General features: G+C 63.9%; 19 protein-coding genes. 8 read left to right on the forward strand and 11 right to left on the reverse strand.

Annotation, left to right across the window (positions count from 1 at the left end; translation table 11 throughout):
- Positions 1-27: 27 nt before the first annotated feature.
- A complete protein-coding gene (locus AC1D75_RS05230; RefSeq protein WP_495514229.1) occupies positions 28-1,149 on the reverse strand; it encodes an ABC transporter ATP-binding protein in 1,122 nt (373 codons plus the stop codon).
- A gap of 261 nt (positions 1,150-1,410) precedes the next feature.
- Between AC1D75_RS05230 and AC1D75_RS05235 the strand changes: the two genes are divergently transcribed.
- Together AC1D75_RS05235 and AC1D75_RS05240 are read left to right on the forward strand one after the other, a co-directional pair.
- On the forward strand, positions 1,411-2,262 hold the full coding sequence (locus AC1D75_RS05235; RefSeq protein ID WP_495514230.1) for an alpha/beta fold hydrolase: 852 nt from the start codon (positions 1,411-1,413) through the stop codon (positions 2,260-2,262).
- Between the two features lie 210 nt (positions 2,263-2,472).
- On the forward strand, positions 2,473-3,390 hold the full coding sequence (locus AC1D75_RS05240) for a L,D-transpeptidase (protein WP_495514231.1): 918 nt from the start codon (positions 2,473-2,475) through the stop codon (positions 3,388-3,390).
- Between the two features lie 79 nt (positions 3,391-3,469).
- Here AC1D75_RS05240 and AC1D75_RS05245 read toward each other — a convergent pair whose 3' ends face one another.
- A complete protein-coding gene (locus tag AC1D75_RS05245) occupies positions 3,470-5,476 on the reverse strand; it encodes a M13 family metallopeptidase (RefSeq protein WP_495514232.1) in 2,007 nt (668 codons plus the stop codon).
- Between the two features lie 31 nt (positions 5,477-5,507).
- Positions 5,508-6,185, reverse strand: a complete 678-nt coding sequence (locus tag AC1D75_RS05250; protein ID WP_495514233.1) for a PAS and ANTAR domain-containing protein — start codon at positions 6,183-6,185, stop codon at positions 5,508-5,510.
- Between the two features lie 455 nt (positions 6,186-6,640).
- On the opposite strand from AC1D75_RS05250, the gene AC1D75_RS05255 reads away from it, so the two are divergent.
- The 3 genes from AC1D75_RS05255 (at position 6,641) to AC1D75_RS05265 (ending at position 9,418) form a co-directional block, all read left to right on the forward strand.
- Positions 6,641-7,510 carry an ABC transporter permease gene (locus AC1D75_RS05255; protein WP_495514234.1) on the forward strand — a complete coding sequence of 290 codons (870 nt, stop codon included), beginning with the start codon at positions 6,641-6,643 and terminating at the stop codon, positions 7,508-7,510.
- A 68-nt stretch (positions 7,511-7,578) separates the two neighbouring features.
- Positions 7,579-8,637 carry a taurine ABC transporter substrate-binding protein gene (locus tag AC1D75_RS05260; protein WP_495514235.1) on the forward strand — a complete coding sequence of 353 codons (1,059 nt, stop codon included), beginning with the start codon at positions 7,579-7,581 and terminating at the stop codon, positions 8,635-8,637.
- A complete protein-coding gene (locus tag AC1D75_RS05265; RefSeq protein ID WP_495514236.1) occupies positions 8,621-9,418 on the forward strand; it encodes an ABC transporter ATP-binding protein in 798 nt (265 codons plus the stop codon). The genes AC1D75_RS05260 and AC1D75_RS05265 overlap by 17 nt, the downstream gene beginning before the upstream one ends.
- Here the strand turns inward: AC1D75_RS05265 and AC1D75_RS05270 are convergent.
- Together AC1D75_RS05270 and AC1D75_RS05275 are read right to left on the reverse strand one after the other, a co-directional pair.
- Entirely contained in the window at positions 9,408-10,358 is a 951-nt protein-coding gene (locus AC1D75_RS05270) for a DUF1214 domain-containing protein (protein ID WP_495514237.1), read from the reverse strand. The two genes, AC1D75_RS05265 and AC1D75_RS05270, sit on opposite strands and share 11 nt — an antisense overlap.
- A 69-nt stretch (positions 10,359-10,427) precedes the next feature.
- Positions 10,428-11,198 (reverse strand): pirin family protein, encoded by a 771-nt coding sequence (locus AC1D75_RS05275; protein WP_495514238.1) that lies wholly within the window; start codon positions 11,196-11,198, stop codon positions 10,428-10,430.
- Positions 11,199-11,482: 284 nt separating this feature from the next.
- Between AC1D75_RS05275 and AC1D75_RS05280 the strand changes: the two genes are divergently transcribed.
- On the forward strand, positions 11,483-13,012 hold the full coding sequence (locus AC1D75_RS05280; protein WP_495514239.1) for an NTF2-like N-terminal transpeptidase domain-containing protein: 1,530 nt from the start codon (positions 11,483-11,485) through the stop codon (positions 13,010-13,012).
- An 8-nt stretch (positions 13,013-13,020) separates the two neighbouring features.
- Here AC1D75_RS05280 and AC1D75_RS05285 read toward each other — a convergent pair whose 3' ends face one another.
- The 3 genes from AC1D75_RS05285 to AC1D75_RS05295 form a co-directional block, all read right to left on the reverse strand.
- Entirely contained in the window at positions 13,021-14,379 is a 1,359-nt protein-coding gene (locus tag AC1D75_RS05285; RefSeq protein ID WP_495514240.1) for a phosphotransferase family protein, read from the reverse strand.
- Complete coding sequence (locus AC1D75_RS05290) at positions 14,379-15,650, reverse strand: acyl-CoA dehydrogenase family protein (protein ID WP_495514241.1); 1,272 nt, start codon at positions 15,648-15,650, stop codon at positions 14,379-14,381. Before AC1D75_RS05290 ends, AC1D75_RS05285 begins: the two co-directional genes overlap by 1 nt.
- Positions 15,651-15,826: 176 nt before the next feature.
- Positions 15,827-16,390: a TetR/AcrR family transcriptional regulator gene (locus AC1D75_RS05295; protein ID WP_495514242.1), complete on the reverse strand. Its 564-nt coding sequence runs from the start codon at positions 16,388-16,390 to the stop codon at positions 15,827-15,829.
- Between the two features lie 143 nt (positions 16,391-16,533).
- Here AC1D75_RS05295 and AC1D75_RS05300 point away from each other — a divergent pair, with 143 nt between their 5' ends.
- Positions 16,534-17,370, forward strand: a complete 837-nt coding sequence (locus AC1D75_RS05300) for an alpha/beta fold hydrolase (RefSeq protein ID WP_495514243.1) — start codon at positions 16,534-16,536, stop codon at positions 17,368-17,370.
- Positions 17,371-17,424: 54 nt separating this feature from the next.
- On the opposite strand, the gene AC1D75_RS05305 is transcribed toward AC1D75_RS05300, so the two are convergent.
- Positions 17,425-18,165 carry an SDR family oxidoreductase gene (locus AC1D75_RS05305; RefSeq protein ID WP_495514244.1) on the reverse strand — a complete coding sequence of 247 codons (741 nt, stop codon included), beginning with the start codon at positions 18,163-18,165 and terminating at the stop codon, positions 17,425-17,427.
- A gap of 86 nt (positions 18,166-18,251) precedes the next feature.
- Here AC1D75_RS05305 and AC1D75_RS05310 point away from each other — a divergent pair, with 86 nt between their 5' ends.
- Complete coding sequence (locus AC1D75_RS05310; RefSeq protein ID WP_495514245.1) at positions 18,252-19,121, forward strand: RNA polymerase sigma-70 factor; 870 nt, start codon at positions 18,252-18,254, stop codon at positions 19,119-19,121.
- A gap of 34 nt (positions 19,122-19,155) precedes the next feature.
- Here the strand turns inward: AC1D75_RS05310 and AC1D75_RS05315 are convergent, their stop codons facing one another.
- Both AC1D75_RS05315 and AC1D75_RS05320 read right to left on the reverse strand, forming a co-directional pair.
- Positions 19,156-19,575: a DUF3054 domain-containing protein gene (locus AC1D75_RS05315; RefSeq protein WP_495514246.1), complete on the reverse strand. Its 420-nt coding sequence runs from the start codon at positions 19,573-19,575 to the stop codon at positions 19,156-19,158.
- A 9-nt stretch (positions 19,576-19,584) separates the two neighbouring features.
- Positions 19,585-20,724, reverse strand: coding sequence for a lysylphosphatidylglycerol synthase transmembrane domain-containing protein (locus tag AC1D75_RS05320; protein WP_495514247.1), 1,140 nt, complete (start codon positions 20,722-20,724; stop codon positions 19,585-19,587).
- Between the last annotated feature and the right edge of the window lie 41 nt (positions 20,725-20,765).

The raw sequence follows: 20,765 nt of genomic DNA on the forward strand, positions 1-20,765 counted from the left end.
GGGTGACGGACAGGCAGCGTGGGACGACTACCGGCCGGTGGCGGAAACCAGGCGAGAGGCCGGATCGGATTGCGTCAACCGCAGACCCGTCACCGAGTCGAACAGATGGAAGGCCCCATCTTTCGGTCGCACCCAGACGGTGGAACCGATCGCCGACGTGTTCTGGCCCTCTGCCCGGACGACGATGTCACGGCGGATGGCCCCGTCGTCGATGTGTCCGTAGAGGAAGGCGTCGGCTCCGAGTTCTTCCACCACATCAACAGTGACGGCGAGACCTTCTGTCTCGGGCGCCCTTTCGAAGGCCTCCGGCCGGATCCCGAGGGTGACGGTCGCGGAGAGCGCCGAATCGAGTACCTCCCGTTCGACCGGATGGATCGAATCTCCGAGACGGACCCCACCGTCGACCACCGGCAGTTCCAGCAGATTCATCGCCGGAGATCCGATGAATCCGGCGACGAACACATTTGCCGGCTTCGCGTAGAGGGTGCGAGGTGTGTCAACCTGCTGCAGCACTCCATCTTTCAGGACGGCGACGCGGTCGCCCATCGTCATGGCCTCGACTTGATCGTGGGTGACATACACGGTGGTCACCCCCAGTCTCCGGGTCAGTGAGGCGATCTGTGCGCGCGTCTGTACCCGCAACTTCGCATCGAGATTCGACAGCGGCTCGTCCATCAGGAATACCTGCGGGTTACGAACAATGGCCCGGCCCATGGCAACTCGCTGACGTTGGCCTCCCGACAGGGCTTTCGGTTTGCGATCGAGATACGCTTCGAGGTCGAGCAATCTGGCGGCTTCGAGTACCCGCACCTCACGTTCGGATTTGGACACACCCGCGATCTTGAGTGCAAACCCCATGTTCGCGGCCACCGTCATGTGGGGGTACAACGCGTAGTTCTGGAACACCATCGCGATGTCGCGGTCCTGCGGATCGACGTCGGTGACATCGCGGTCGCCGATGAGGATGCGCCCGGAGTCGACATCCTCGAGGCCGGCGAGCATGCGCAGCGACGTGGATTTGCCGCAGCCCGAAGGTCCTACCATCACCAGGAATTCGCCGTCGGCGATCTCCAGGTCGAGGTGGTCCACCGCTGGTCTGTCGGTCGAGGAGTATGTACGGGTGGCGCGGTCGAAAGTAACACTGGCCATGGGAAATCCCTTCACGGGCAGGAACGTGCCCGACGATCCGTTGTGAATGGGGCGTAGATATCGCCACCTCTACTGAACACAACGTGGATGGACGAAAGGCGATGCGTTACCGACCAATAGATGAATCAGGTATGGCCACGACACGGACAAACTCCCGCCCCGGTCGTGGCTTGCCGGTTTCGCGGTCCCGGGTGCGTCAGGCGTGGTGCGAATCTGGACCCAAGTGACCCATAAAAGAGGAACACGTTCTAGTCTGATTCGGTGGACGTGACCTATGAGAACAGCAAGCGAGAATTGCAGACCGATGCCGGGGTGCTGCGCTATCACGAGGCGGGGTCGGGACCGCCGCTGATCCTGCTCCACGGATCGGGTCCGGGTGTGACCGGTTGGCGCAACTACCGGGGCAACATCGGCGTCTTTGCGCAGACCCACCATTGCTACGTCTTGGAGTTCCCGGGTTTCGGGGTCAGTGATCCGGTCAAGGGTCATCCGGTCCTGACCGCAGGCTCGTCGGTGATCCGGTTCATGGACGCCCTGGGGATCGAGTCGGCACCCATCATCGGCAATTCGATGGGTGGTGTCGTCGGCATCAACCTGGCGATCAAGAAGCCGGACCGGGTCAGCAAACTGGTGACCATCGGCGGTGTCGGCCCAAATGTCTTCAGTCCCAGTCCGAGCGAAGGCCTACGGTTGCTCCAGGAGTTCACCGATGCGCCCGACCGCGAAAAGCTGATCCGGTGGCTGACCGGGATGGTCTACAACCGTGATCTGATCACCGAGGAATTGATCGAAGAGCGCTGGGAGGCAGCGATCAATCCGGATGCGCAGGCGACCGCGCAGATGATGTACGGCTCGGCGGCTTTCGAGATGCAGCAACAGTTCATGGCTGCCTCCGACACCCCTCCGTACTGGTCGATGATGCACAAGGTGACCTGTCCGACCCTGCTGACCTGGGGACGTGACGACCGGGTCAGCCCGCCGGACATGGCGATGCTACCGATGCGGCTCATCCCTGACGCCGAGCTACATGTCTTCCCCAAATGCGGGCACTGGGTCATGATCGAGGCGAAGACGGCCTTCGAAGGTGCGGTTCTCGATTTCCTCTCGCGCTGAGGTCGGCTGCTTTTATCGCCCGCCGAAGGGCGGTACACGAGCGTATTCAGCAGGATCGTCGACGTTCGACGATCGATATCGTCGTGGTTGGGTGACTTCGTGGTGAATGGTTGTGCACTCACGTATGTTGGGCAGTCTGGCGCCGCCGATCGACGTTTCCGGCGCAGTGGGGACCCTCTGTCGCACAGGGGATGACCAAAGGGACGTTGCATGCAGCTCGGCATCATCGGTGGCCGCCTCGCGGGGCGTCTGGTGCTGGTCGTTGTCAGCGGCACCCTGGTCGCCGGTGGTTCCGTCGTGTCGGTGCAGGCTGATCCGGTCTGGCCGGGTGGCCCGGACATCCCCGGACTGTCCACGCCGAGCATTCCGGTGCCCGACCCGGCCGGTACGAAACCGTCCGAAGAGCAGCCCCTGGCACGGGCCAATTTCTCCACTCCGGACCTTGATCCCGCCGATGGCGAGACTGTCGGCATCGCAGCGCCGGTCATCATCTCGTTCACCGGGGCCATCGGCGACAGGAAGACCGCAGAGAAGGCCATCCGGGTATCCACGGAACCTGAGGTCGACGGCACCTATCGCTGGGTGGGCAACAGGGAGCTGCGCTGGAAACCGGCCGGATTCTGGCCGGCCGGAACCAAAGTCAATGTGCAGGCCGGAAGTGCGGCCTCGGGCTTCACCATCGGGGACGAATGGGTCGCAACCGCCGACGACAACACCCACACCATCACGGTGACAGTCGACGGCGCGACGGCCCGCACCATCCCGACATCGATGGGCGCCAACGACAATCCGACACCCAACGGCATCTACACGGTGGGTGAACGCTTTGCCGACATGTACCTGGACTCCTCCACGTACGGGGTGCCGGTCGATTCGCCCGGTGGCTACCGCACCTACGTCGAGTACGCGGCCCGGTTGTCGAACAGCGGCATATTCCTGCACGCGGCGCCGTGGTCCGTCGGCCAGCAGGGCAACACCAACGTCACGCGCGGTGGCATCAACGTGAGCACCGACGACGCCAGGTGGTTCTTCGAGAACGCACCCAAGGGTGCCCCGGTCATCGTGCAGAACACCGTCGGCGGAACGGTCGATCCCGCCGACGGGCTCACCGACTTCACCGCTCCCTGACCCCGATGATGTGGCCTTTTGGCGAGCAAACCCGCAGGTGGGCACCGCCAAAAGGGCACATTATCGGGGTGGGGGAGCGCTACCAGATGTGGACGCGCTCCGGCTCGGGGAGGTAGAGGGCGTCGTCGGTCTGGACATCGAAGGCTTCATAGAAGGCGTCGATGTTGCTGATCACACCGTTGCAGCGGAACTCCGGCGGTGAATGCGGATCGATGGACAGCCGGCGGATCGCCTCTGCGTCTCGAGTCTTGGTGCGCCACACCTGCGCCCACCCGTAGAACACACGCTGCAGACCGGTGAGGCCGTCGATCTCGGGAGCCGGCTTTCCGTCCAGTGCGATCTGGTAGGCAACCAGTGAAATGGACAGCCCGCCGAGGTCGCCGATGTTCTCGCCGATCGTGAACTCGCCGTTGACCTTGTATTTCTCGTCGAGGCCCTTGGGTGTGAAATGGCTGTACTGCTCGATGAGTTTCTTTGTGCGAGTGCCGAATTCGGCACGGTCGGCGTCGGTCCACCAGTCGATCAGGTTGCCATCACCGTCGTACTTGGCGCCCTGGTCATCGAAGCCATGGCCGATCTCGTGGCCGATGACCGCGCCGATCCCGCCGTAGTTCGCCGCGTCGTCGGCCTCCGGGTCGAAGAACGGTGGCTGCAGGATCGCGGCCGGGAAGACGATCTCGTTCATGCCCGGGTTGTAATAGGCGTTGACGGTCTGCGGCGTCATGAACCACTCGTCGCGGTCCACCGGTTCGCCGATCTTGGCGAACTCCCGATCCTCTTCGAAAGCGCTTGCGCGGGCGATGTTTCCGAACAAGTCATCGCGCTCGATGGTCAGCGTCGAGTAGTCCCGCCAGGTGGCCGGATAGCCGATCTTTGGCGTGAACTTCTCGAGCTTGACGAGCGCCTTCTCGCGGGTCTGCGGGCTCATCCAGTCCAGATCGCTGATGTTACGGCGGTAGGCCTTCACCAGGTTCTCGATGAGCTCGTCCATCCGGGCCTTCGCCTGCGGTGGAAAGTGTTTGGCGACATACAGTTTGCCGACGGCGAAGCCGAGGCCCTGCTCGACCAGGCCCACACCGCGCTTCCAACGGTCGCGGATGACCTCGGAGCCGGTGAGGGTCTTGCCGTAGAACGCGAAGTTCTCGGCCACGAATTCATCCGACAGGTACGGTGCGGCCGAATGCAGCAGCCGCCACTGTGCCCAGAGCTTCCAATCGGCCAGATCGCGCTCGGCGAAAAGCGCCGCGACACCGGAGATGAACGAGGGCTGCCCGACGACCACTTCGCCGAACGTTTCGGAGGCCGGGGTGCTCAGCCCAGCGGTCCAGGCGTCGAGATCGAAACCGTTTGCCTCGGACTTGAATTCGGCCAACGTCCGCAGGTTGTAGGTGAGGTCGGCGTCGCGTCGCCGGACGACATCCCAGTGCTGGGCCGCGATCGCCGTCTCGAGGTCGACGATGGTCGCGGCGGCAGCCTCGGGATCGTCGAAACCGGCCAGCTGCAACATCTTGGCCACATGCTCGCGGTACGCGGTGAGCGACTCGGCATGGTTCTCTTCGCGGTAATACGATTCGTCGGGCAAGCCGAGCCCGGACTGCGTGATGTGGATGAGATAGCGGTCGGACGCCTTGGCGTCGGTGTCGACGTAGTAGCCCAACAGGCCGCCGATGCCACGGCGCTGCTGCGCACCGATCAGGCGGGCGAGCTCGGTGCGATCGGCGGCGGCGGACAGTGCCGCGAGATCGGCCCGGATCGGTTCGATGCCGAGCGAGTTGATCCGTTCTTCGTCCATGAAGCTGGCGTACAGATCGCCGATCTTCTTGGCGTCACTGCCGGGCGCAGGCGAGGACTCGGCGCACTCGGTGATCAGGTCGCGGACGTTCTCCTCGGCACGATCACGGAGCACGTGGAATGCACCGTCCACGGCGCGGTCGTCGGGGATCACGTGGTCGCGCAACCACACGCCGTTCACATGTTCGAAAAGGTCGTCTTGGGGGCGCACGGAATCATCGACCCAGCGCAGGTCGATTCCGGACCGGGGATCCGGTGATTCGGTGGCGGCAGCGGTCTCGGTTGATGAAGTCACCAGACCATCCTGGCATCTTCGGACGAGTTCGTCAGCTGCCGTTGATCGCAGTCCCCTCGTCCTGATGTGCGGTGAGCAGCAGATGGTCGAATGCGCGACGGCTGTCGTCGCCGATCGGGACCGCGCCGACCACTGCATCGACGATGTTCTGGGCCAACGCGCGGAGTTTGGTGTTCGTTTGCTGGGAACGCCAGGTCAGCACTTCGAATGCCCGATCCTCCGAGATCCCATAGGTCAGCATCAACATGCCTTTGGCCTGCTCGATCACCGCCCTGGACGCTGCGAAGTCCCTGACCGCGGCGTCCATCGTTTCTTTCAACTCTGTTTTATGTGATTCCGTGAGGTCCACATAGAATCCTTCGGTGCCGATCAGCTTTCCGGATGGGTCTGTCATCCGGTCGCCGATCACGAGCACGTGCCGAACCTGTCCGCTGCGGTCGATGATGCGATGCCGGCTGCTGAACGCCTTGCCCTCGAGTAGTTCTTCGACGACGTGCTCGACGCGTTGACGGTCTTCCGGGTGTTTGTGCGAAAGCAGCAACTCGGTGGTCGGGGTGACCTCGCCGGGGCCGTAACCGTGAATGGCGGCGACCTCGTCGGACCAGAACCACTGCTGCTGTTCGATGAGGAAGCGGAAGCTGCCCGCATGCTGAATGACACCCCCGAGCACTTGCCCAACCTGCTCGGCGCCGGTGTTGTCGCTCTCCATCACTTGCTCCCTCGTGACCAATAACAGTGGTTGTCAGCCACCTGACAATCGTCCAACGGACGGGACCATCTGGCAACGCGCCCGTGCACCCGAAGGCCAAGGATTATGTAACACGAAGCTGCGATTGCAGAAGACAATGGCCCGCCGCCTACCAGGTATGAACCTACCGGTAAAGGTTTGAACCTGGACCAAATCCAAAGCCGCGGTGGGCGGATTTGCTGAGCTAACGTGACGCGGTGTTCATGACAACCCTGGCGCGCCGCCTCTCGGTGGACCTCTGCCGCATCGGCTCGCAGAGCTGTTGTCCGTGAGTATCTTTCCGTAGGTCACCCGCTCGATGCCCTTCGGTGTGAGCCGGAGGTCGATCGAACTTCCGTGGTACGCACCGTCGGGCTCGGCGCCGTCGTCTGGCGGTGACATCTTCTTCCTTCTCCACCAGCCACCAGGGGTTCGTAGTGTCCGTAGTTCCCGCCATCGAGAAGCCGTCGCAAACGGTCGGTTCGAATGGGCCATCTTCGCACCGTCGTGGGGCGCGGATCCGGCCGCTGCTGTCGCGGGTCGGATTGCCCATCGTCTCCCTGGTCGTGTTCGTGGCGCTCTGGCAACTCGTGGTCAGCCTGAAACTGTGGAACGAGACCCTGGTGCCGTCGCCGTCGGAGGTGTGGGACGCCTTTGTGAAGACCTCGACCACCAATGACGGGGTGCGGGGATACTCCGGCAAGTACCTGTGGGAGCACCTGCTGATCAGCCTGGAACGAATCGGCTACGGCATAGCCATCGGCATCGTGGTGGGAATCGCCTTCGGCCTGCTGATGGGCACCTTCGGCAAGGTTCGGGCGTTGTTCGAACCCTGGATCACGTTCCTGCGCACACTCCCGCCACTGGCCTATTTCTCCCTGTTGATCATCTGGCTCGGTATCAACGAGGAGCCCAAGATCACGCTGCTGGCGATCGCTGCCTTCCCGCCGGTCGCGGTGGCGACCACATCGGCTGTCCTGGCCGCACCGCAAAGTCTGGTCGAGGCCGCAAAAGCGCTGGGCGCGAGCAAGTTCGATGTCATCAAAGACGTGGTGGTGCCGTCGGCGCTGCCGGAGACGTTCACCGGTATCCGGCTCGCGGTCGGTGTTGCATACTCATCGCTCGTCGCGGCCGAACTCGTCAACGGACTCCCCGGTATCGGCGGGATGGTCAGGGACGCATCCAATTACAACAACACGCCGGTTGTTCTGGTCGGGATCATCGCCATCGGGGTCTCAGGGCTGATCATCGACGGCTTGCTCCAGCTCATCGAGCGCAAATCCGTCCCTTGGCGTGGCCGGGTCTGATCGTCACCACCTGCCGGCGCACTGCACTTCTTCCACAACGAAGTCCCACTAGAGAGAGAACCGCCCCCATGAGTCGCTTCCCTATATCTGTTCGCCTGCGTCGGCCGTTGGTGACACTTGTCGCCGCGCTGTCGGCGCTGACCCTCACACTCGGTCTGGCCGGTTGTTCCGACGATGACAGCGATGGCGGCAAGACGATCACCATCGGTTATCAGTCGTTCCCCAGCGGTGACCTGATCGTGAAGAACCAGAAGTGGCTCGAAGAAGCCCTGCCGGACCACACCATCAAATGGACCAAGTTCGAGTCCGGTGCCACGATCAACCAGGCCTTCATCGCCAACTCGATCGACATCGGCGCCATCGGATCGAGCCCGGTCGCCCGTGGCCTGTCGGGAACTTCGCCGATCGAGTACAAGGTGGCGTTCGTGCTCGACGTCGCCGGCGACAACGAAGCACTCGTCGCGCGCGACGGAACCAATATCAACAGCGTTGCCGAGCTGAAGGGCAAAACCATCGGCACGGCGCTGGCGTCCACCGCTCACTACAGTCTGCTCGTCGCGCTGGAGCAGGCCGGACTGTCAGCCGACGACGTCAAGATCGTCGACCTGCAGCCCCAGGCCATCCTCGCAGCCTGGGAACGCGGCGACATCGATGCCGCCTACACCTGGTTGCCGACCCTCGATGAGCTTCGCAAGACCGGTAAGGACCTGGTCACGAGCCGGGCGATCGGCGAATCGGGTAATCCGACACTGGATCTGGGTGTGGTCTCGAACCAGCTGATCAGTGACAGCCCCGAGGTGGTCGACGCGTGGCGCAAGGTGCAGGCCCGCGCGCTGGACCTGATCAACACCGATCCCGCGGCCGCCGCGGAGTTCGTGGGCCAGGAACTCGGCATCAGCGCCGACGAGGCGCTCGGTCAGCTCAAGCAAGGCGTCTTCCTGACCCCAGCGCAGATCGCGTCGCCGCAGTGGCTGGGTACACCCGGAGCGGTTGGCAACCTCGCGAACAATCTGCTCAGCGCCGCGGAGTTCCTGTTGGCGCAGAAGCAGATCGAGAAGGCGCCGACCCTCGAAGAGCTTCAGCAGGCGATCTACGTGGAAGGCCTGCCTGGTGCCCTCGACCAGTGATGAATCGGCGGCACCGGCGATCCGGCTGGACAACGTCGAGCATCGGTATGGCACCGGTTCCGATGCGGTGACCGCGGTGGGACCGGTGTCGCTGGATGTGCCGGCCGGGGAGTTCCTGGTCCTGGTCGGGCCATCGGGATGTGGCAAGAGCACGTTGCTGCGACTGATCGCCGGCTTCGAACAACCCACCGGGGGTGTGGTCGACGTACTGGGCCGGGCCCCGATCCCTGGGGAATCGGCCGGTGTCGTGTTCCAGCAACCCCGGTTGTTCCCGTGGCGAACGGTCGGCGGGAACGTCGATCTGGCGTTGAAATATGCCGGTGTGTCGAAGGCCGAACGGACCACGCGTAGAGACGAATTGCTCGAGCGAGTGGGGCTGGAAGGCACTGCCCGGCGCCGGATCTGGGAGATCTCGGGAGGTCAGCAACAGCGGGTCGCGATCGCCAGGGCGCTCGCGGCGGAGAATTCGCTGTTCCTCCTCGACGAGCCGTTCGCGGCTTTGGATGCGCTGACACGCGAGCGGTTGCAAGAAGACGTCCGGTCTGTCAGCGCGGACACCGGCCGGACGTCGGTGTTCGTGACCCACAGCGCCGAAGAGGCGGTGTTCCTGGGGTCGCGGATCGTGGTGCTGACCAAACGGCCGGGCAAGGTCGCCCTCGACCTGAGGGTAGATCTGCCGCGCGGCCGGGTGGACTTCGACGAACTGCGGAACTCGGGTGAGTACGGCGCGCTGCGTTCGGAGGTCAGTCACGCGGTGAAGGCCGCCGCGGTCATCGCCTAGTGTTCGACGGTTGGACCGCCGGGAATGTCCATGCGCCCGAAAGCACTTCGGCGTGGGGACGATAGAGGCGGACGAGGTAGTTCCAGCCCTCGGTGATCGGGATGGTGTTCGGGGCGTCGCCGCCGCCGAATCTCACGGTGGTGGCGCCATCCGGATTGCGCTGTGCGGTAACACTGTTCACATTGTTGACGCCGGCATCGTTGGGTTCGAAGTATCCGGCGGCGTTGTAGACCGACACCGACCAGAATGCGTCCACCGGTACGTCGCCGACGGTCAGTTCATAGTCGCCGACAGGCAGGCCGGGATCGACGTTGATGTAGAAGGCCTCGGTCTGGGGGAGTCCGCCCCAGCCCGAGGCGGTGCCGAGGAGATGATGCACCGGGTTAACGTCTTCGCGCCTGCCGAATGCTGCGCTGTAGTCGGCCATCCCGCGTGACAGTTCGAGCAGCGCTTCTCGCGTCGTCGTATAGGAGGCCTCGTCGACGGCGGTCGGCTCGAACGGGGTTGTCGCCTGGGTCTCGATCCGCAGTTGTTGCTGCAGGGTGTTGACGATGGCCACGTCATCGGCGTCGGCCGGATCCACCAGGGCGCGGACGCCGACAAGGACGTGATCGGTCCCGGCCTCGTCGCGGGTCAGCGAATAGGTTCCGGCGCCGTGCCAGACCGCGGGCAGGAAGTGGTCCTGGTTCACGACCATCGCCGACATGTAACGGCCCGCCGAATCTGGCAGGGTCAGGGAGAAGCCGTCCGATGCGTCCACAACACTCGCGCTGTACAGGGTGTCACGATTGAGCCGGATGATCGGCTGGTATTCGAGTGGCGTGGGCAGCAAGAAGTGAAGCCACTGGTTCACCCCGCCGGCATCGTGCGCCATCGCCGCGAACATCCGATCTGATTCGATCCGCGTGAAGTTGTCGACATTCACGAGTTCGTCCGCCACGCCGATTCCCTTCAGCCCTGCCGAGATCTGCCGATCAGATTGTGCCCCACCGGTGACGTTGCTGTCGGGTCATCCACCCAACGTCCGGTGCATCTCCCAGATGAGGACCTCGGTGGCGGTGATCGCCGTGAGTCGTTCGCCGCCACCGCCGGTGATCCGGACGGAGTCTCCGGGGTGGAGGTCGTCGGAGATGGCTTCGAGCCGGGCTGATCCGGAGGCGACGAATACATGACCCCAGGGGAGATCGGGCAAGGTAACCGATTGCCCGGCCTCGAGCCTGGCGACGTGGAAGGCGACCGAGCTGTTCGCGATCCGGATCGCCGAGTCATAGGCGGGCATTCCCGAGGCCACGGTCACCAGCGAACCGGACCGCAACTCGTCGGCGACGTCGCGTTGCTCGTAGCCGGGTTCGGTGTCGGGGTCGTCGGGCAGGACCCACATCTGGATGTAGTGCACGGGGTCGGCGCCGGTGTGTACCGGACGGCCGGCGCGGACCAGCCCACTGCGCCAGGTGTCGTTGCGCTCGGAATGTGTGACGCCGCTGCCCGCGCTCATCCGTTGTGCCAGACCCGGATAAATCACGCCGGAGTGGTCCATCGAATCCTGGTGGACCAGTGACCCCGACAGCACCCAGGTGACGATCTCCATGTTGCGATGAGGATGGGTGTCGAAGCCTTGCTGTGGCGCAACGGTTTCGTCGTTGTGCACCATCAGGACTCCGTGGTGGGTGTTGTCCGGATCGTAGTGGTCGCCGAAGGAAAATCCGTGCCGCGAATCGAGCCAGTCGAGAGCGGTGGAAGGTCGGTCGCCCGCGCGAAAAGGAAAATATCTGGAGCTCACCTTTCCAATACTCCACCCCCAATCCGCGATGGTGCAAAAATGGCAGAAGGCATCTGACACAGCCGGGATGCCAAGGATTAAGGGTAGTTACAGGATCGTGACGACCTCGTAAGCAAGTTGAAAACCACATTGGTGACGTTCACCCTGTTACAGGAGTGAAAATTGTGACTATGCGTCGTTCCCCCGGCCGCTTTGCGGCCACTTCCGTTTTAGCGCTTGTATGCGCGCTCGCCGTTGCTTCCTGTGGCAACTTCGGCGAGTCCACCGACACGGGAGCCGGGGCGATGCTGAGTGACTTTGCCAAGGCGATCGAAGACCAGGATCCGAGTGCAACCGCCCTGCTGACATCGTCGCCGGAATTGGCCATGAAGTCTTACGAGGCGACGTTCGACGGGATGGCCGCGGAGAAGGTCGACGTCGACGTTCAACGTGCCGAGGAATACGCCGACGGCACCGCCACCTTTGAGGTCGAGACCACCTGGACCCTCGGGGAGGATCGCGAGTTCAAGACGACCACGCAGGGTTCGGCCCGAAAGCTCACTCCCGGCTGGCGTGTGCAATGGGAACCGGGTCTGCTCACCGAGGACCTGCCGACCGGCGGCAGCCTGCGCCAAGTCCGCACCGATGCCACTCCGGCGCCTGCGGTCCTCGACCGTTTCGGCAAGCGGATGCTCACGCTGCAGACGATCAACAACGTCGTCCTCGACCCGGCCGCGACCGGTGATGTCGCAGGTTCCGTCGCGAAGCTGGCGACGACGATCGAACCGCTGGCGCAACTGGTCACGCCGGAGGTCATCAACCGCCAGCTGGCCGACGCCGGTAACAAGCCGGTGACGGTTGTGTCGGTCCGGGAGTCGGACATGATCGCACTGGCCGGCGACCCAGCGTCGATCCCGGGGGTGACGATCAGCAAAGAACCCAAGCTGGTCCTGCTCGACCGGCGACTCGATTCACCCGTCTTCGACGGTGTGCGCGACTACTGGCAGGCAATTCTCGACGCCACCTCGGGCTGGGCAGTCCAGAGTGTCGCACCCGGACAGGCGCCGGTGCAGCTCGCCGGAGAGCAGGGACCACCCGGACCCGACGTGACCACGCACATCGATCCGAAGATCCAGCTCGATGCCCTCGACGCCGTGGTCGAGGTGGCGCAACCCGCCTCGATTCTGGTGGTGGATGCGAACACCGGACAGATCCGGGCGTCGATGCGCAACGACCAGGCCGAAGCCTCGGACATCAAGATCGACAAGAAGTACACCCCGGGCTCAACCCTTGGCCCGGTGGCCGACGTGATCAACCGGGCAGCCGGGTCCGATGACGCCAAGGCCAGGCAGCTGCTGGGCCCGCTGGGTCTTGGCGTCGACTTCACGGTTGCCGGTGTTCGCCCGGCGGGCACCGGTGATGAGCAGCCGACCGTCAAGCCGATGACGTTCCGGTCCGAGGATCTTCGGGTGTCGGCGTTGAACATGGCGACACTTGGTGTGGCCGTGGCCCGCACGAGCTCGGTGGCCCCGTCCGTCATCGCCGGTGTTCCCGGACAGGTCGAAGGCGGTGAACTCGGTGCCGTCGATCCCGAGGTTCTCGCTGCGGTCGAGGGTGCCATGAAGGCCACCGCCGCCGACGGCGATGCCAGTGACCTGGTGAATGCCCCTGGTCTACGAGCGCTGGTGGGAACCAATGGCCCCCAGGGCCCCGGCTGGTTTGTCGGGATCCAAGGTGACCGGGTGTTCGTCGTCTACTGCGAAGGCGAGCGGTCGGGTAGTGCCGCACTTGCTGTGGCGCAACGTTTCCTGACCCCGCGGCCGCAGCCGCAGTAGAACCGCTATCACAGCTCCAGATACCGCGGATTGGCGACCATAAGTCGATCGGTGACAGCGGTCCGCACCACCGCAACGATCCGCGGGTCCTGTGGGTTGGCCTCACCTGATCGGATCGCCAGTGCCAGCTCGGTCTCGGAGTCGAATCCCAGCTCTGCCAATGCGGCCCGTTGACGATCGAAAGGGGCAGGGCCGGCATGGAGTTCACGTTCGACGATGTCGAGGACGTTCGCGGCAACGCGGGCCTGAAATCGCGTTGCGTCCCCGGCGTCGTCCCCGGCCATCACGGAGGTGCGGAGGAACTCGGACACCGCGTTGACCAACTCGGCGGCGGTGGGACGCCCGTAAAGACCGGGTTGTGTTGTGGGATCGGGTGAATCGGGGATGGCGGCAGGACGGCCGAGCGCGAGCAGGATGTCGTGTTCCTGTTCGCAGACGCGCCTGCCGATGGCCGCGAGTTCAACCGACCGCTGCCTGCCGGACAGGTGCCTCTCGGCCATCTGCGCACAGACGATGCTCCACCAGACGGTGCGATAGAGCTGCCACCACCGCACCGCCTCGATGTCCGGTCGTGTTCCGGCGATTTCCGCGTAACCGTCGAGCAGTTCGTCGACGGTACCGAATCCACCGACCTCCGGTGCGGTTCCGAATCGCCAGCACTTGACCAGCAGCCAGCCGAGATCTTCTCGGGGGTCACCGATATGGGTGAGTTCCCAGTCCAGGACCGCCTCGAGCCCGGTGTCGGAGATGAGCAGGTTGCCGTTGCGGAAATCGCCATGCACCACAGTCTCCGGCACCGGATCCGGTTGGTACAGCGCCAGTGCGGCCAGTGCGATCTCGGTGACCGCCGACGGGGTGTCGAGGTCGAGGTACGACTGCCGCAGCTCGTCGAGTCCGCTGCGGACCCCGCTCTGCAGTGTCGGTACCGTCGACAGCGGGATCGAGTGGATACGGGCAAGGGTGCGGCCGAGTTCGGTGGCCATGCACGCGCGCGCCTGCGCGTAGCGCTCGTCGCGCAACAACTTTCGTGGAATCGTCTCACCGTCGATGTACTCGCAGACCAGGTAGGGCGCGCCGAGTGCTTCGGTGTCGTCGGAGAAGTCGATCACCCGGGGTACCGGGACACCGGCCTTCGCGGCGGCCGAGATCGCCTCGGATTCCCGGCTCATACCCAGTGGTCCATGTATGGCATCGGGTTGACGTCGCAAGATCAGTCGTTGCACATCCGTTCCGTGATGGCAGGTCAGCGACCAGGTCTGCATGTTGGCGCCTGCGGTCAGCCGGCGCAGATCCTCGACCCGAACGTCGTCGTCGAAGACGACACTGAGCCGGGCGGCGAGGAGATCACCGATATCGTTCTCCGACATCAGCTCTGGTTCACGGGTCGGTTGCGGCGCGGACCGGCATAGCCGAACAGGTAGCCCGCGATCTTGCGGATCTGTACCTCGTCGGAGCCCTCGGTGATCCGGTATCGGCGGTGGTGTCGATAGATGTGTTCGAAGGGCAGGTGCCGGGTGTAACCCATGCCGCCGTGGACCTGGATGGCCTGGTCTGCGGCGTCGCAGACGAGCCGGTTGGCGCGATAGTTGCACATGGACACGCGGTCGCTGATCTCCGTATGCGGGGTACGGTCCATCTCCCATGCGGTCTTGCGGACCAGTCCGCGGACCATCTCGGCCTCGGTGTGCAGCTCGACCAGGGGGAACTGGATCGCCTGTCGGCTCGACAGTGGAGCCCCGAAAGTGATCCTTTCCCTGGCGTATTCGACGCTACGGTCGATGCAGTACTGGGCCGCCCCGACCCCCGAGGCCGCCTGCCGGATCCGGTTCTCGTGCACAAACGTCTGCGCGACGGCGAGCCCTTCGCCCTCTTCGCCGAAAATCGCCGACTCCGGTACCTCGACGTCGGTGATGGTGACCTCGGCGTGGTCGGTGGGCATGTTGAACGTCCACCACTGGAAGTCGACTGAGAATCCGGGGGTGGCGGTGGGTACGAAGAACGCGGTGATCCCCCGTGCGTCGCCGTCTTTGCCCGATGTCCGAGCGAACACCACGTCGTGGGTGGCGTTGTGCATACCAGAGTTGAAGCGCTTGCCGCCGTTGATGATCCAGGAGTCGCCGACCTGGTGGGCGGTGGTTTCCATCCAGGTGGCGTCACTGCCGTGATCGGGTTCGGTCAGCCCGAAGCCGATCCGGGCCTCGCCGCGGATCATCGGCTCGAGGAACTCGTCCTGCTGCTCTTTGGTGCCATGGCCGAGCAGCATGTGCGCAAACGGGAAATTGCCCACGATCGACGATTCGTTCTGCAGGTCGTTGTGTAGTCCGAGTCCCTTGTGCGCCAGGTGTTCGCGGATCACCGCCATGTCGAAGTTGCTGCCACCGCGGCCGCCGATCTCGGTGGGTAGTGCATACCGCAGCCAGCCGGCCTCGTCGGCGAGGCGGCGCATCTGACCGAGCAGATCTTCCCACTCGGGACGTGGCACACCACCACCATCGAAATCGGTGCGCGCCCACTCGCGACGGTGGTCGAAGAAGCGGATGTTGTCGTCGGCCTCCTGGAGTGGCCGGATCTGAGTGTCGATGAAGTCGTCGATCTCGCGCAGGGTGGTGGTGATCGCCTCGGGTACGGCATAGTCCATGGTTGGATCCTTCCCGTTGACGGCTTCCGGTGAACAATTGTTCACCAGCGACCGTAGCGGGTTTCGAGGTTCGCCCGCAGACGATTTCGGGAGACGACGGGATTCTGCGCGGGAGTGTTCACCACACTGAACCCGGTGGCGGCGTCACAGTTCGGTGGGCTACCGCGGGTCGGTCGTCAAGCGGGTATGGCCTGGTCGATGAGGACCGCGGCGGCGGCGCGAGCGTGGTGTGCGACTTCGGGATCACCGCAGATCGCTGACATCGCCTGGGCCCCTTCGGCAAGGATGGTGAGTTGGACGCCGAGTGATCCGCCGCCTCCGGCCCGCGCGACGAGATCTGACATGAGTTGTTGAAATGCCTGCTTGTGCTCGCGGGCCGCGGCGGCAACGGCCGGGAACGTCGCACCGAGTTCACCGAAGGCGTTGATGAAACCGCATCCCCGGTAGTCGTCCTGGCCGAACCAGTCGAACAAGAAGTCGTAGATCGCAAGGATCTTTTCGCGGGGAGTCGGAACCTGGTCGGTTGCCCGGGCAACGCCGGACTCCCACATCTTCCGGCGATGATCGAGGACCGCAAGCACCACATCGTCCTTGGACGGGAAGGTGGCGTAGAGCCGTTTCAGTGAGACCTCGGCTTCCGCCCGGATCTGCGCCATCGTCACAGCCTGGATCCCATGGCTGTAGAAGAGCCGGTCCGCGGCTTCGACGATCTGCTCGCGGGACTCTGCAATGTCTTTCATCGGTACCGCCTTGCGTGGAGAACGAATATTCTCTACAGTAGCAACAACGCCGGAGAATATGCATTCTCCATTGGGCGTGAGCTCCAAACCGACTGTCCCGCTTCGACCCTGCTCGTCTCACCGAAACGCTGAAAGGCGATGACATGCCGTACATCACTGTTGGAACCGAGAACACCACGAACATCGACCTCTACTACGAAGATCACGGCACCGGGCAGCCGGTTGTGCTGATCCACGGGTTTCCCCTCGACGGGCACTCCTGGGAGAAGCAGAGTGCTGCGCTGCTCGACGCCGGATACCGGGTGATCACCTACGATCGTCGCGGCTTCGGGCAGTCGAGCCAGCCGACCGTCGGATACGACTACGACACGTTCGCCTCCGACCTGAACACCGTCTTGGAAACGCTTGACGTCAAAGATGCTGTGCTGGTGGGATTCTCGATGGGTACCGGGGAGGTTGCCCGCTACATCGGCAGTTATGGTTCGGGACGGGTCGCCAAGGCCGCGTTCTTGGCTTCGCTCGAGCCCTACCTACTCAAGACCGACGACAATCCCGACGGGGCCGCTCCGCGTGAGTTCTTCGAAGACATCGTCGCGTCCATCAAGAAGGACCGTTACGCCTACTTCACCGAGTTCTACGCCGGCTTCTACAACACCGAGGAGTTCCTCGGTACCCGGTTGAGCGAGGAAGCGCTGCGAAACAGCTGGAATGTCGCCGCCGGATCAGGGGCCTTCGCATCGGCTGCTGCGCCGTTGACGTGGTTCACCGATTTCCGCGAGGACCTCCCGAAAATCGACGTGCCAACGCTGATCGTCCACGGCACCGCAGACAACATCCTGCCGATCGACGCCACCGGACGTCCGTTCTCGCGGCTGTTGCCCGAGGCGGAGTATGTCGAGATCGAGGGTGCGCCCCACGGTCTGCTGTGGACGCATGCGGATGAGATCAACGCCGTGTTGCTGAAGTTCCTGGCGCGCTGAAGGAGTTCGGACGGCGGGTCGGGTCGGGCCGGTGCATCGGCCCGACCCGACCTGTCAGCGATAATTCTCGCTGAGGTATTGCTCAAATGTCTTCTGTCCGAACGGCGTTCCGGGAACCAGGTTTTCGCCTGCGGCAACTGCTCTGAAGAGTTTTCCGGGAAGCCGCAGTGGTACTGCAGGTCGGCGGGAACCGCGGGCGTCCTTCCATGCGGCGTGTAGATCGGCGGCAGTCCGTTTCTCCGGTCCGCCGATGTCATCGACCCGGCCTGACGGCGTTTCGGCGGCGAGGTCTACCAGCCGCGCCGCGACGTCGTGCGGGTCGATCGGCTGAAACCGGATCGACGGGGTGATCAGCGCCGGCATGAAGCGCTGGGCGTTGAACAGGCGCTCGACGAACGGGTGGAACTGGGTGGAGCGCTGCAACGTCAACGGCACGCCGGAATCCAGTGCCAGCGCTTCGATCTCGAGACGCTGCCGATAGAAGCCCATGGGGATCTTGTCGATACCGACGATCGACAGCAGCACCACGTGCCGGACCCGAGCGTTCGCTGCGGCGGTCAAGAGATTCTCGGCGATCTGAATGTCTTTGGCGCCGTTGGTTGTCGCCAGGTGGATGACGGTGTCGACATCCGACATCGCAGTGGCGATGCCGGTGCCGCTCAGGAGGTCTCCGGTGGCCAGTCCCGGCCCGCTCCGGCGGCTCAGCGCCCGGACATCGTGGCCCTCGGCCCGTAATTTTGCGGTGGTGGGGGCTCCGATCGTCCCGGTGGCCCCGGTGATCAAATAGGTCGTCATCGTTCGATCCTCTCGCCGACTGCGTTGCCAGGTGATAGTTGAGACCGAAGACGGACCGCGTATGTGACGAGAATAGGGTCGAAGTGATGCAGGACACGGCATTGATCGCATTCGAAAAGCTCCGCCCACGACTGTTCGGTGTCGCCTACCGGATGATGGGGTCGGTCACCGAAGCCGATGACGTGCTGCAGGACGCCTGGTTGCGATGGCAGGGGACCGATAAGGATTCGGTGCGCAGTCCGGAGGCGTTCCTCACCACGACGGTCACCCGACTGTCGCTCAATGCACTGACATCCGCACGAGCGACCCGCGAAACCTACGTCGGCTCGTGGCTTCCCGAACCGGTCTCGACCGCCGACGACCCGACTCTCGGCGCCGAACGGGCCGAGGCACTCGAACTTGCAGTGGTGATGTTGCTCGAGCGGCTCGAACCCGCCGAGCGGGCGGCCTATGTGCTCCGAGAAGCTTTCGACTACCCATACCGGAAGATCGGGGAGGTGCTGGCGGTCAGCGAGGCGGGCGCCCGTCAGCTCGCGCATCGCGCCCGCGGCCATATCGGGCGGGAGCGCGCAACCGAGATCGATCCGGGTGAACGAAACCGCATCATGACGGCATTTGCCGCCGCAGCGACCTCTGGAGACCTCACCGCACTCGAATCGGTGTTGACCCGAGATGTCATCTCGGTCAGTGACGGCGGTGGCGTTGTCAGTGCGGCCAGGGTGCCGGTGGTCGGCCGGGCCAAGGTCGCCAGGTTTGTGCTGGGGACGATCGCGAAGTTCGGAGCGGGTTCACGCCCGATGCTGGTGGAGGTGAACGGAAACCCGGCAGTCCTGACGGTGCGTGACGGTGCGCCGGACACGCTGCTGGCGTTCGAGGTCGGGCCCGAGGGAATCAGCAGATTGCTGTTCGTCCGCAATCCGCACAAGCTCGAACGGTTACGGACGCTGATCCGGTGAGAACGAGGCCCGGAATCGGTGTGAAGCCGCCGATTCAGGCGGTGACGGACCGGCGGATCATCCTGATCCGGACACCGCGCCATCCGAGCAGGAAGATGCCGAGCACGATGGTGGCGACGATGATGAAGCTCAGCGCCACACCCTGATGGAACTGCTGACGTAACAGCATGCCGATGGCCACCGCCCCGATCCAGACCAGGACCCCGTCCGGAAACAGGCGTTCGGGCCGGAAATCGTAGGTGTGACCGTGGTCGGAACGCATGTGTGCGTAGAGGTAGGCCAGCGACCAGCCGATCGCAGCACCGAGTGCAAATGGCCATGCGGTGCTGAAGACGCCCTGGACCGAGAGTCCTTCATCATGATTCATCCGGCCGATGAAGGCGAAGACAACCACCGCCAAGAGATCTGCAAAGGCGGTGAACAATCGGCGCATACCCGCCACGTTAGCGGTCACGCGGTCCGTTCAGCGAACCGCGTCGGGCGGCGTATCGCCCTTATCGGAGCTCTCGCCTTCTGGCGACGCCGACTTGTTGCGGCCGAGTTCTGCATCTATCTCGGCCTCGATCACTTCTTCGACCTCGTCGGGACTCTCCAGGGAGCGGTACGTGGTGCGGAACTTCACGAAGATCACCACCCAGCCGACCAGCGACACCAGCAGATAACTGATCATCCGGTACACCAACACAGCGGTCACCGCCTCGCCGGCGCCCATGCCCGCCGAGGTGAGTGCGGGCACCAGGACCCCGTCCACCACGCCCAGGCCCCCGGGGAGCAACGGGATGGCGGTACCAACGGCCTTCGACGCGGCATATGCCACCATCAGCCCGGAGATACTCGGCTGACCTCCCACGGCGTAACAGGCAAACGCCAGACAGGCCACGTCGGCAACCCAGTTGAACAGCGACCAACCGAAGGCTGTGCTCGTTTCCTTGGGTTTGAGCTGGACGGCCTTCAACTGTCGCAGGATCTCCTGCCAGCGCTCCACGCCGTGGTCGGCAGCTTTGTCGCGTGTGTTGTTGATCCAGCGAAGGAGTGTGACACCGAGGCCCTCGATCGAGTGCGGGTGGCGGGCGATGTACTGGGCCACGACCGCAAAGGCCAGGAAGCCGCTGATCGAGAAGATGATCGAAAACGGGCTGGTCTGGGCTCCGGCGAGCAGCGCGCCACCGAGGCCGAGGACGGCGAGCCCGACGCCCATGAGCAGCCCGGACATCACCACCTGCCAGGAGGCGACCACTGGAGAGGCGCCCCACCTACGGGTTTCGCGGTAGGTGAAGGCGGGGGAGAGGACCTGACCGCCGGGCATGGTCTGGCTCAGCGAGTTCGCGGCCAGTACCACCGACAGTGACTGCCACTGCTTGATCTTGAGGCCTGCCGATCGCAGCAAAGCGCGCTGAACCTGGGCGAAACTGTCCATCGACAGCATGGCGGCCAGAATGCACAGCGCAACCCACTCCCACTCGATCTCGTCGAGGTGGAACCAGGTCTCTTTGAGCTTGGGCCAGACCAGATAGGCCTCGACGCCCAGGATCACCAAAACGAGTGCGAGTGTCAGCCATCGCACCCACCAAAAGCGGCGGCGGGTCCTGTTCGTCGCCGTCATGGTCTGCAGCCTATCGGTCCAGAGTGTCCGACTTGGTGACC

The sequence above is a fragment of the Williamsia sp. Y712 genome (assembly GCF_059445525.1).

Coding starts and splice junctions, on each gene's coding strand:
- AC1D75_RS05290 (WP_495514241.1), bottom strand. CDS start 15,650: ATGGACTATGCCGTACCCGAGGCGATCACCACCACCCTGCGCGAGATC.
- AC1D75_RS05305 (WP_495514244.1), bottom strand. CDS start 18,165: ATGACGACCTATTTGATCACCGGGGCCACCGGGACGATCGGAGCCCCC.
- AC1D75_RS05300 (WP_495514243.1), top strand. CDS start 16,534: ATGCCGTACATCACTGTTGGAACCGAGAACACCACGAACATCGACCTC.
- AC1D75_RS05230 (WP_495514229.1), bottom strand. CDS start 1,149: ATGGCCAGTGTTACTTTCGACCGCGCCACCCGTACATACTCCTCGACC.
- AC1D75_RS05295 (WP_495514242.1), bottom strand. CDS start 16,390: ATGAAAGACATTGCAGAGTCCCGCGAGCAGATCGTCGAAGCCGCGGAC.
- AC1D75_RS05260 (WP_495514235.1), top strand. CDS start 7,579: ATGAGTCGCTTCCCTATATCTGTTCGCCTGCGTCGGCCGTTGGTGACA.
- AC1D75_RS05240 (WP_495514231.1), top strand. CDS start 2,473: ATGCAGCTCGGCATCATCGGTGGCCGCCTCGCGGGGCGTCTGGTGCTG.
- AC1D75_RS05250 (WP_495514233.1), bottom strand. CDS start 6,185: ATGGAGAGCGACAACACCGGCGCCGAGCAGGTTGGGCAAGTGCTCGGG.
- AC1D75_RS05285 (WP_495514240.1), bottom strand. CDS start 14,379: ATGTCGGAGAACGATATCGGTGATCTCCTCGCCGCCCGGCTCAGTGTC.
- AC1D75_RS05280 (WP_495514239.1), top strand. CDS start 11,483: ATGCTGAGTGACTTTGCCAAGGCGATCGAAGACCAGGATCCGAGTGCA.
- AC1D75_RS05320 (WP_495514247.1), bottom strand. CDS start 20,724: ATGACGGCGACGAACAGGACCCGCCGCCGCTTTTGGTGGGTGCGATGG.
- AC1D75_RS05310 (WP_495514245.1), top strand. CDS start 18,252: ATGCAGGACACGGCATTGATCGCATTCGAAAAGCTCCGCCCACGACTG.